The organism is Rhodococcus sp. NPDC004095, assembly GCF_053604015.1.
On record NZ_JBSGGS010000004.1, the window covers coordinates 32,100 to 42,388 of the forward strand.

The 10,289-nt window shown below is 66.4% G+C and carries 17 protein-coding genes; 4 read left to right on the forward strand and 13 right to left on the reverse strand.

The genetic code is table 11. From position 1 onward, the window contains the following. Window position 1: 1 nt before the first annotated feature. The 13 genes from rplX to rpsJ form a co-directional block, all read right to left on the reverse strand. Window positions 2-316, reverse strand: a complete 315-nt coding sequence (rplX, locus tag ACWEPG_RS08790; RefSeq protein ID WP_450114598.1) for a 50S ribosomal protein L24 — start codon at window positions 314-316, stop codon at window positions 2-4. Beyond that, window positions 316-684 carry a 50S ribosomal protein L14 gene (gene rplN / locus ACWEPG_RS08795; protein WP_007531925.1) on the reverse strand — a complete coding sequence of 123 codons (369 nt, stop codon included), beginning with the start codon at window positions 682-684 and terminating at the stop codon, window positions 316-318. Before rplN ends, rplX begins: the two co-directional genes overlap by 1 nt. Before the next feature lie 273 nt (window positions 685-957). Continuing rightward, a complete protein-coding gene (gene rpsQ / locus ACWEPG_RS08800; RefSeq protein WP_345341315.1) occupies window positions 958-1,239 on the reverse strand; it encodes a 30S ribosomal protein S17 in 282 nt (93 codons plus the stop codon). Further along, window positions 1,236-1,472 carry a 50S ribosomal protein L29 gene (gene rpmC / locus ACWEPG_RS08805; protein ID WP_007531922.1) on the reverse strand — a complete coding sequence of 79 codons (237 nt, stop codon included), beginning with the start codon at window positions 1,470-1,472 and terminating at the stop codon, window positions 1,236-1,238. Before rpmC ends, rpsQ begins: the two co-directional genes overlap by 4 nt. Further along, window positions 1,472-1,888 carry a 50S ribosomal protein L16 gene (rplP, locus tag ACWEPG_RS08810; protein WP_345341311.1) on the reverse strand — a complete coding sequence of 139 codons (417 nt, stop codon included), beginning with the start codon at window positions 1,886-1,888 and terminating at the stop codon, window positions 1,472-1,474. The genes rpmC and rplP overlap by 1 nt, the downstream gene beginning before the upstream one ends. A gap of 3 nt (window positions 1,889-1,891) precedes the next feature. Next, a complete protein-coding gene (rpsC, locus tag ACWEPG_RS08815; RefSeq protein WP_387478763.1) occupies window positions 1,892-2,686 on the reverse strand; it encodes a 30S ribosomal protein S3 in 795 nt (264 codons plus the stop codon). Then, the gene (gene rplV / locus ACWEPG_RS08820) at window positions 2,686-3,087 is read right to left on the reverse strand and encodes a 50S ribosomal protein L22 (RefSeq protein WP_450114599.1); all 402 of its coding nucleotides are present in this window, start codon (window positions 3,085-3,087) and stop codon (window positions 2,686-2,688) included. The genes rpsC and rplV overlap by 1 nt, the downstream gene beginning before the upstream one ends. After that, a complete protein-coding gene (gene rpsS / locus ACWEPG_RS08825; protein WP_005518370.1) occupies window positions 3,084-3,365 on the reverse strand; it encodes a 30S ribosomal protein S19 in 282 nt (93 codons plus the stop codon). Before rpsS ends, rplV begins: the two co-directional genes overlap by 4 nt. A 13-nt stretch (window positions 3,366-3,378) precedes the next feature. Further along, a complete protein-coding gene (gene rplB / locus ACWEPG_RS08830) occupies window positions 3,379-4,215 on the reverse strand; it encodes a 50S ribosomal protein L2 (protein ID WP_378487261.1) in 837 nt (278 codons plus the stop codon). 40 nt (window positions 4,216-4,255) lie between these two features. Continuing rightward, on the reverse strand, window positions 4,256-4,561 hold the full coding sequence (gene rplW, locus ACWEPG_RS08835; protein ID WP_007531907.1) for a 50S ribosomal protein L23: 306 nt from the start codon (window positions 4,559-4,561) through the stop codon (window positions 4,256-4,258). Then, the gene (rplD, locus tag ACWEPG_RS08840; protein WP_450114600.1) at window positions 4,558-5,229 is read right to left on the reverse strand and encodes a 50S ribosomal protein L4; all 672 of its coding nucleotides are present in this window, start codon (window positions 5,227-5,229) and stop codon (window positions 4,558-4,560) included. Before rplD ends, rplW begins: the two co-directional genes overlap by 4 nt. Beyond that, window positions 5,226-5,882, reverse strand: coding sequence for a 50S ribosomal protein L3 (gene rplC, locus ACWEPG_RS08845; protein WP_450114601.1), 657 nt, complete (start codon window positions 5,880-5,882; stop codon window positions 5,226-5,228). Before rplC ends, rplD begins: the two co-directional genes overlap by 4 nt. Window positions 5,883-5,902: 20 nt before the next feature. Continuing rightward, complete coding sequence (gene rpsJ / locus ACWEPG_RS08850) at window positions 5,903-6,208, reverse strand: 30S ribosomal protein S10 (RefSeq protein ID WP_003938093.1); 306 nt, start codon at window positions 6,206-6,208, stop codon at window positions 5,903-5,905. Between the two features lie 568 nt (window positions 6,209-6,776). Here rpsJ and ACWEPG_RS08855 point away from each other — a divergent pair. The 4 genes from ACWEPG_RS08855 (at window position 6,777) to ACWEPG_RS08870 (ending at window position 10,170) form a co-directional block, all read left to right on the forward strand. Continuing rightward, entirely contained in the window at window positions 6,777-7,253 is a 477-nt protein-coding gene (locus ACWEPG_RS08855) for a hotdog fold domain-containing protein (protein WP_450114602.1), read from the forward strand. 240 nt (window positions 7,254-7,493) lie between these two features. After that, on the forward strand, window positions 7,494-8,462 hold the full coding sequence (locus ACWEPG_RS08860) for an ATP-binding cassette domain-containing protein (RefSeq protein ID WP_450114603.1): 969 nt from the start codon (window positions 7,494-7,496) through the stop codon (window positions 8,460-8,462). Then, complete coding sequence (locus ACWEPG_RS08865) at window positions 8,459-9,310, forward strand: ABC transporter permease (protein WP_450114604.1); 852 nt, start codon at window positions 8,459-8,461, stop codon at window positions 9,308-9,310. The genes ACWEPG_RS08860 and ACWEPG_RS08865 overlap by 4 nt, the downstream gene beginning before the upstream one ends. Then, entirely contained in the window at window positions 9,307-10,170 is an 864-nt protein-coding gene (locus ACWEPG_RS08870; protein ID WP_450114605.1) for an ABC transporter permease, read from the forward strand. Before ACWEPG_RS08865 ends, ACWEPG_RS08870 begins: the two co-directional genes overlap by 4 nt. Window positions 10,171-10,289: the final 119 nt, after the last annotated feature.

A 10,289-nucleotide genomic window follows, 5' to 3' on the forward strand; every position in this document is an offset into this window, starting at 1 on the left:
ATCAGATGTCCTTCCCGTTCTTACGGGAGATCCGAACCCGCTTGCCGTTCTCGTCGGTCCGGTAGCCCACGCGGGTGGGGTTGCCGTCCGAGTCGATGACCGCGACGTTCGAGACGTGAATCGGGGCCTCCTGCGTCACGATGCCGCCGGAGGAGGCGCCGCGCTGGTTCGCAGAAACCGCGGTGTGCTTCTTGATCCGGTTCACACCCTCGACGAGGACCTTGTCGGTCGCCGGGTAGGCCTGGATGACCTTGCCCTTGGCGCCCTTGTCCTTGCCCGAGATGACCAGAACGGTATCGCCCTTGTGCACCTTCATCACAGCACCTCCGGCGCGAGCGAAACGATCTTCATGAACTTCTTGTCACGCAGCTCGCGGCCGACGGGGCCGAAGATGCGGGTGCCACGCGGATCGTGGTCCGGCTTGATGAGCACGGCGGCGTTCTCGTCGAACTTGATGTACGAGCCGTCCGGACGGCGGCGCTCCTTGGTGGTGCGCACGACGACGGCCTTGACGACCTCGCCCTTCTTGATGTTTCCACCCGGGATGGCGTCCTTGACGGTGGCGACGATGATGTCACCGATCCCGGCGTAGCGACGAGACGAGCCACCGAGAACGCGGATGCAGAGAATCTCCTTGGCACCCGTGTTGTCGGCGACGCGAAGTCGCGACTCCTGCTGAATCACTGATCTCTCCTAGACCTGGATTTTCGTACGTAGCGGATTACCGACCCGATACGCGCGGTCTGTCCCCGGCCGGCCGCATGCGGACATGCGGAGGCGCAGGCAACCGCTCTAGTGTAGGGAATCGACCTCGGGAAACCAAATCGGCGAAACCGATCATCCCTGGTAGAACCCATCACGGCCGAACGGCCCGCCCCGGAAACCCGGGACGGGCCGTTCGACAGTTGACTCACGCGTACGGGCACGTAGTGCCTGTTCGGCGAGGGCTCGAAAAGCCTACTTGGCCTTCTCGAGCACCTCGACCAGACGCCAGCGCTTGGTCGCCGACAGCGGTCGGGTCTCCATCAGCTGAACGCGGTCGCCGATGCCGGCCAGGCCGTTCTCGTCGTGCGCCTTCACCTTGGTGGTACGGCGGATGATCTTGCCGTACAGCGGGTGCTTCACACGGTCCTCGAGCTCGACGACGATCGTCTTCTCCATCTTGTCGGAGACGACGTAGCCGATGCGGACCTTGCGGGTCCCACGCTCTTCGGTCACTGCGGTGTCCTTCTCACTCATGCCGCGTCACCCGCATCCGGGCCGGCGGCGAGGCCGAGCTCACGCTCGCGCATAACGGTGTAGACGCGCGCGATCTCGTGACGAACGGTGCGCAGCCGACGGTTGTTGTCCAGCTGACCGGTCGCCATCTGGAAGCGAAGGTTGAACAGCTCTTCCTTCGACTCGCGGAGCTTGGTGACCAGCTCCTCCTCGGTGAGCTCGCGGAGCTCAGCGGCGGGGGTTCCAGTAGCCATCAGAACTGCTCCTCCCTGGTGACGATCCGGCACTTGCACGGGAGCTTGTGCATCGCGCGACGCAGGGCCTCGCGAGCGATCTCCTCATTGGGGTAGCTCATCTCGAACATGACCCGACCGGGCTTGATGTTCGCGACCCACCACTCCGGCGAACCCTTACCGGAACCCATGCGGGTCTCGGCGGGCTTCTTGGTGAGCGGGCGATCCGGGAAGATGTTGATCCAGATCTTGCCGCCACGCTTGATGTGGCGCGTCATGGCGATACGAGCGGACTCGATCTGACGGTTGGTGATGTACGCCGGCTCGAGAGCCTGGATGCCGTACTCACCGAAGGTGACCTGGGTGCCACCCTTGGCCGCACCCGAACGGCTCGGGTGGTGCTGCTTGCGGTGCTTGACCCGACGTGGGATCAACATGCGTCAGCCCTCCTGATTCGATTCGGTCGAGGCCGGAGCCTCGGCGGTGGCGGCGCGACCGGCCTCGGTGCTGGTCGCGGTGGTGCCCGAGGCACCGGAGCGACGCGGACGGCTCGGACGCTCGCGGCGCGGACGCTCGGCCGGCGCGGCGGCGGACAGCTCACGCTTGCCACCGACGATGTCGCCCTTGTAGATCCAGACCTTCACGCCGATACGACCGAAGGTGGTCTTGGCCTCGTACAGGCCGTAGTCGATGTCCGCGCGCAGCGTGTGCAGCGGAACCCGACCCTCACGGTAGAACTCCGAGCGGGACATCTCGGCACCGCCGAGACGGCCGGAGCACTGCACCCGGATGCCCTTGACGTTCGGCTGACGCATGGCCGACTGAATGGCCTTGCGCATGGCGCGACGGAACGCGACACGGTTCGAGAGCTGCTCGGCGACGCCCTGCGCCACCAGCTGGGCCTCGGCCTCGGCGTTCTTGACCTCGAGGATGTTCAGCTGGACCTGCTTGCCGGTCAGCTTCTCGAGCTCGGCGCGGATACGGTCGGCCTCGGCGCCGCGGCGGCCGATGACGATGCCCGGACGCGCGGTGTGGATGTCGACGCGGACCCGGTCACGGGTGCGCTCGATCTCGACCTTCGCGATGCCGGCCCGCTCCATGCCCGTGGCGAGGAGCTTGCGGATCGCGACGTCTTCCTTGACGTACTCCGCGTACTGCTTGTCTGCGTACCAGCGGGACTTCCAGTCGGTGGTGATACCCAGGCGGAAGCCGTGCGGGTTGATCTTCTGGCCCACTACTGAGCACTTCCCTTCCGGCGATTGCGGTTCGAGGTGCCGGCCTTGGGCAGGCTCTCCACGATGACCGTGATGTGGCTGGTGCGCTTGCGGATGCGGAACGCACGGCCCTGGGCACGCGGCTGGAAACGCTTGAGGGTGGCACCCTCGTCCACGTACGCGGTGGCGACGACCAGCGTGCTGGGGTCAAGGCCGAGGTTGTTCTCGGCGTTGGCAGCGGCGCTGGCAACGACCTTGGCGACCGGCTCGCTGGCGGCCTGCGGTGCGAACTTGAGGATGTTCAGGGCGTCCTCGACGGAACGACCACGAACCAGGTCCACGACACGACGGGCCTTCATCGGCGTCACGCGCACGTGGCGCGCGATCGCCTTGGCGGTGGGGTTCTGAGTTTCAGTGCTCATCGACGCTTGCTCTTCCGGTCGTCCTTGATGTGACCCTTGAACGTGCGGGTCGGTGCGAACTCACCGAGCTTGTGACCGACCATCGAATCGGACACGAACACCGGCACGTGCTTCCGACCGTCGTGAACGGCGAACGTGTGACCGATGAAATCGGGGATGATGGTCGAACGACGCGACCAGGTCTTGATGACCTGCTTGGTGCCCTTCTCGTTCTGCACGTCCACCTTCGCGAGGAGGTGGTCGTCGACGAACGGGCCCTTCTTAAGACTGCGAGGCATAGTTCACTCCCTCCTAGCGCTTCTTGCCGGTACGACGGCGGCGGACGATGAGCTTGTCGCTCGGCTTGTTGGGCTTGCGGGTGCGGCCTTCCGGCTTACCCCACGGGCTGACCGGGTGGCGACCACCGGAGGTCTTACCCTCACCACCACCGTGCGGGTGGTCGACCGGGTTCATCACGACACCACGGACGGTCGGGCGCTTGCCCTTCCAGCGCATGCGGCCGGCCTTGCCCCAGTTGATGTTGGACTGCTCAGCGTTGCCGACCTCGCCAATGCTGGCGCGGCAGCGCACGTCGACGCGGCGGATCTCACCCGACGGCATACGCAGGGTCGCGTACGGACCCTCCTTGCCGAGGAGCTGGATGCTGGCGCCGGCGGAGCGGGCCATCTTGGCGCCGCCGCCCGGACGCAGTTCCACCGCGTGGATGGTGGTACCGGTCGGGATGTTGCGCAGCGGCAGGTTGTTGCCGGGCTTGATGTCGGCGCCGACGCCGGACTCGACCCGTGCACCCTGCTTGAGGTCCTTCGGCGCGATGATGTAGCGCTTCTCGCCGTCGGCGTAGTGCAGCAGCGCGATGTTCGCGGTGCGGTTGGGGTCGTACTCGATGTGCGCGACCTTGGCCGGCACGCCGTCCTTGTCGTTGCGACGGAAATCGATCAGCCGGTAGGCGCGCTTGTGTCCGCCACCCTTGTGTCGGGTGGTGATGCGACCGTGTGCGTTACGACCGCCACGACCGTGCAGCGGGCGGATGAGCGACTTCTCGGGCGTCGACCGAGTGATCTCGGCGAAGTCCGAGACGCTCGAGCCGCGACGGCCCGGGGTAGTCGGCTTGTACTTACGGATTGCCATGAGTCTTCTCGTCCTCTATATCTCGTCAAGTCCCGCTCGCTTACGCGACCGGGCCTCCGAAGATCTCGATGGGCTTGCTGTCGGCCGAGATGGTCACGAGCGCGCGCTTGGTGTCCTTGCGCTTGCCGTAGCCGAACCGGGTCCGCTTGCGCTTGCCCTGACGGTTGGCGGTGTTGACGCTGGTCACGGTGACGCCGAAGACCTTCTCCACGGCAATCTTGATCTGCGTCTTGTTCGAGTCCGGGTGCACCAGGAAGGTGTAGGTGCCTTCCTCGATCAGTCCGTAGGACTTCTCGGAGATGACCGGCGCGAGCAGGATGTCGCGGGGATCGGCGATGGTGCTCACTTGCTCTCCTCCTTCTGCGCCGACTCGGCCGGGCCGTGGATGAACGTGTTGAGCGCCTCGACACTGAACACGACGTCGTCGCTGTTGAGCACGTCGTAGGTGTTCAGCTGGTCGGGGGCGATGGGGTGCACACCCTCGAGGTTCTGCACGCTCTTCCAAGCCGCGATGTCCTCACGGCCGACGACGAGCAGGAACTTCTTGCGACCCGAGATCTCGCCCAGGAACTTGCGGGCGCTCTTGGTGGACGGGGTCTGCCCGGCAACCAGTTCGGTGATCACGTGGATGCGCTCGTTGCGGGCCCGGTCGGAGAGGGCACCGCGGAGGGCGGCTGCCTTCATCTTCTTCGGGGTCCGCTGGCTGTAGTCGCGCGGCTTCGGGCCGTGGACGGTGCCACCACCGGCGAACTGCGGCGCGCGGGTCGAGCCCTGACGGGCGCGGCCGGTGCCCTTCTGCCGGTACGGCTTCTTGCCACCGCCGCGGACCTCGCCGCGGGTCTTGGTGGAGTGCGTGCCCTGACGTGCCGCGGCCAGCTGAGCGACGACGACCTGGTGCATCAGCGCGATGTTGGCCGTCGCATCGAAGATCTCGGCGGGCAGGTCGACGGTGCCGTTGGTGCCGCCGTCGGCGTTGCGGACGTCGAGGGTGAGCTTGGTTGCGGTCTCGGTCATGCGGACGCACCACCCTTCACTGCGGTCTTGACGATCACGAGGCCACCCTTGCGGCCGGGGATCGCACCCTTGATCAGAAGCAGGCCGGCCTCGGCGTCCACCTTGTGGACGGTGAGGTTCTGCGTGGTGACGCGGTCGCTACCCATGCGGCCCGACATGCGCATGCCCTTGAACACGCGGCCCGGGGTGGCGCAGCCACCGATCGAACCGGGGCGACGGTGAACGGCCTGCGCACCGTGGGAGGCGCCCTGACCGGCGAAGCCGTGACGCTTCATGGTGCCGGCGAAGCCCTTGCCCTTGGAGGTGCCGGTGACGTCGACGTAGGCGCCGTCCTCGAACACAGCGGCGGTGAGCTCCTGGCCGACCTCGTACTCGCCGGCGTCGGCGACGCGCAGCTCCACGACGTGGCGGCGGGGGGTGACACCGGCCTTGGCGAACTGGCCGGAGGTCGGCTTGTTCACCTTGCGGGGGTCGATCGCGCCGTAGGCGAGCTGCACGGCGCTGTAGCCGTCACGCTCCTCGGTGCGGATCTGGGTGACGACGTTCGGTCCGGCCTTGACGACGGTGACCGGAACGACCCGGTTGTTCTCGTCGAAGACCTGGGTCATGCCGAGCTTGGTGCCCAGGATGCCCGTGATCTTGTTCTCAGTCATTGTTGTTGTCTCCGCCGCGCTCACTGGATGTTGACATCGACGCTGGCCGGCAGGTCGATGCGCATGAGCGCGTCGACCGTCTTGGGCGTCGGGTCGAGGATGTCAATGAGCCGCTTGTGGGTGCGCATCTCGAAGTGCTCGCGCGAGTCCTTGTACTTGTGCGGCGAACGGATGACGCAGTACACGTTCTTTTCGGTCGGCAACGGCACCGGTCCGACCACACGGGCCCCGGTACGGGTCACCGTCTCCACGATCTTGCGCGCAGACGCGTCGATCGCCTCATGGTCGTAGGCCTTGAGCCTGATGCGGATCTTCTGTCCCGCCACGCTTGTGTCCTCTTCCTTGCCCGATGTGATTAGGCCCTCGCGACTCGCTGTGTCTGTCGATCACGTGGAGCCGCTCGTTTGCACGTAGACCCGTCAGGGGCTACCTCGTCTGCACAGTTCCCACCCACTTCCGGGCGAAGAAGAACGTTGGCGATCGGACTGCACGCCCGATGCCGATCGGGATGTCCGATCCGCTGCCGCTGTTCATCTGTCATGGAACTGTTCCCGGTCCACGCGGTCGGGCGTGTCGCCCTCCCGCTCATCCCCCGACCCGTGTTTGCACACGGATCGACCAGCGGAATGTGTTCCGGGCTGCACCCCAGGCGGGGCGCAGGTGGTCACTGCTTCCGTCTTGCGACGATTGTCCTGCATTGGCCGGACCGGGAACCACCGGCGGAATCTATCCGCGCGAGCTTCCGGTCCTCGACCCTTTCTCGCCAGGCGAAGGCCGTGCGCGTGCACGTCCCTGGCCCAGGCAACCTGAACAGTATGCCGGAGACCGGTCCGGACTTCAAATCCGGGCGGACGGACACCCCGTATCGAACTTACTTCAGAGTAAGATTCCGTCATGACCACCACGACCACCACCTACCGGACCTGGCAGCGGCTCCCCCGGAACCGCGTCGGATCCACACTGTTCTCCCTTGGCATGTGCATCCGCGTGCCCTACTTCGCCACCGTCCTCCCCCGCGTCGTCGCACTGGAGCCCGGCCATTGCGAGGTCCGAGCCCCGAAATGGTGGGGTGTGCACAACCACATCGGCACCTACCACGCGATCGCGGCGTGCAACCTCGCCGAGGCCGCGATGGGCATGCTCGCCGAGGCCACCGTCCCACCCACACACCGGTGGATTCCGAAGGCCATGCACACGCAGTACCTGACGAAGGCGACCACCGGACTGCACGCGACCGCCACACTGCCCTCGCTGCCCGACTTCGCCGCCATCACCGAGGGCGCCGACCTGGTCGTGCCCGTTTTCATCCGCGACAAGGCGGGCACCGAGGTCGTACACGCCGACATCACCGTCTGGGTCACGCCGAAGTAGCGGCCGCTCCTGCGCAACCCCACCGGCCGACACAAGGAACACCACGACGTGACCTGCTTCACATCCAGTTGTCGGCCGCCTGCGCGCCGGCACGCGCAGCATGCCCGCCCGGACCACGGGACGGAATCATCGGACGCGAGCAACGCGACGTTACCGACGCGTAGATCGTCAGCGATTTGCAGGCAACCGCGGTCCCCCGGTCTGCCTCGGCGTTCTCCGATGCGTGACATACTCGCTGGCATGCCTACACCCCACTCTGCCGTCCTGGTCGAGGGAATCCGCAAGTCCTTCGGTGAAGTGCAGGCGCTCAGGGGGGTCAACTTCGAGGTGCCTCGCGGCACCGTGCTCGGAATCCTCGGCCCCAACGGCGCTGGCAAGACGACAACGGTCAACGTGCTGTCCACCCTGCTGCGCCCGGATTCGGGGCGCGCGCTGGTCGCCGGTCACGACGTCGTCACCCAGGCACCGGCGGTGCGGCGATCGATCATGATGACCGGTCAGTACGCGGCGCTCGACGAGCAGTTGACGGCACGGGAGAACCTCGTGCTTTTCGGGCGTCTGATGGGACTCAACCGCCAGTCCGCCAAGGCACGCGCCGAGGAACTGCTGCGCCAGTTCGACCTCGAGTACGCGGCCGAGCGCAAGGTCGCAGGCTACTCGGGCGGTATGCGCCGACGCGTCGACATCGCGTGCGGCCTGGTGACCCGGCCCGAGGTGGTCTTCCTCGACGAGCCGACGACCGGCCTCGACCCGCGCAGCCGGCAGGGCGTCTGGTCGCTCGTCTCGACACTCAAGGAGCAGGGCATCACCATCCTGCTGACCACGCAGTACCTCGAAGAGGCCGACGTGCTCAGCGACAACATCGTCGTCATCGACCGGGGCACGGTGATCGCGGAGGGCACCGCCGACCAGCTCAAGGAACGCACCGGCGGCAGCTACTGCGAGGTCGTGCCGCTCCGGCTGGCGGACCTGCCGCGTGTGCACGCGGTGCTGACCAGCCTGGTGCCGCCGGAGTACGTCACCGCAACCGGCCACGATCGGCTGTCGATCCCCGCCCAGTACGGCGCGCAGACGCTCGCCGAGGTGCTGCGCCGGCTCGACATCTCCCGGATCCCCCTCGCCGACATCGCGCTGCGGCGGCCGTCGCTCGACGACGTGTTCCTTGCACTGACCGGTCAGCCGGCCGCCGAAGAGAGCGAAGCATCATGACCGCCATCGCTGCGCGCGCAGCACAGTCGGACGAGACCCCACCCGAGCCACAGTCCAAGGCCGTGGCCCGCGTCGGCCGGCACCGTCGGCCGGAACTGTCGGCAACCGGACAGTGGCTCGCGCTGACCGGCCGCAACGTTCGCGGCATGTGGACGAGTGGGCAGCTGTTCATCGCGATCCTCGCACCCGCGATCTTCACGATCGGCTTCTACCTGCCGCTGCGCTTCGTGATGAAGTTCCAGGGCATCGACTACGCCCAGTTCGTGATGCCGATCATCGTGCTGCAGGCGATGGCCTTCACCGCCATCTCCGCCGCGGGCAAGGCCGCACTCGAAGCCGTCAACGGCATGAACGCGCGATTCCAGACGATGCCCATCTTCGCCGGCGTTCCCTTGGCGTCCCGGATGACGGCGTCGTTCGTGCACTGCACCATCTCGCTGATCGCCGCACTCGTCTACGGCCACATCATCGGATTCCGGTTCACCGGCGGCATCGGCAACGCCACGCTGTTCGTGGCGATGTCACTGGCGATCGCGATGACGCTGTCGCTGGGCGGCGACCTGATCGGCACGCTGAGCAAGAGTCCCGAGATGACCAGCCAGGCGTTGACGCTGCCGCAGCTGATCCTCGGTATGTTCTCGGCCGGCTTCGTTCCGGTCTCGCAGTTCCCCTCGTGGTCCCAGGCGTTCGTTCGCAACCAGCCGATCTCCCAGTTCGCGATCTCGATGCGCGCGATCGCCGACGGCTCCGTGACTATGCACCTGATGACGCCCGCCGTGCTGTGGTGTCTGGGGCTCTTCGCGGTGATCGCTCCGCTGACCGTGTGGGCGAACGTGAGGCGCAAATGACCACCGCACCAACCCACGAGCGGCGCGAAGACGCCCCGATCACCGAGATCACCTTCCACGAGACCACCGAGGTGTACCCGGAGGACTCCCGGCAGGCACTGGTCACGCACAGCCTGCTGCAGACGCAGCGGCTGTTGACCCGGTGGCTCCGCGACCCGTACACGATGCTGCAGGCGATCGTGTACCCGTCGCTGATGCTGATCATGTTCAACGCCGTGCTGGGGATCTCGGTCACCAAGGCCACCGGCGTCAACAGCGTGTACGGCTACGCACCCATGATCGCGCTGGTCGGCTCGATGTTCGGTTCCATCGCCAGCGGCATGCAGCTGAAGATGGAGTGGCGCCGCGGCCTGCTCAGCCGATTCTGGATCCTGCCGGTCCATCGGGCGTCGGGCCTGGTCAGCCGGCTACTGGCCGAGGCGGTCCGCATCCTGCTGACGACAGTGCTGATTCTGACGGTCGGATTCGCCCTCGGGTTCCGCTTCAACCAGGGCCTCATCGCCGGGTTCGCAATGATCTGCGTGCCACTGCTGATGGGTCTGGGGTTCGCGACCATGGTCACCGCGCTGTCGGTGAGCGCCGCCAAACTGCCCCTCGTGGAACTGCTGTCCCTGGTGTGCTCGCTGCTGATGTTCTTCAACTCCGGCTTCGTCCCCACCGCGGCGTACCCGACCTGGCTGCAGGGCTTCGTCGAGAACCAGCCGATGTCCACGGCCATCGACGCGATGAAGGGGCTGAGCCTGGGCGGTCCGGTCGCCGAACCGCTGATCAAGACCACACTGTGGGCCGTCGGGATGATCGCGCTCTTCACCTGGCCCGCGGTCCGCGGCTACCGCAAGGCGGCCGGCACCCCCATCTGATCCCATCCGATCCGTCCCGGGGACGGCGTAGCCGAGATTCACCTACGCACCACCCGAACACAGCGCTCAACGAAAAGGGCCCCACCGCATCGCGGTGGGGCCCTTTCTGTGCCCGGGTG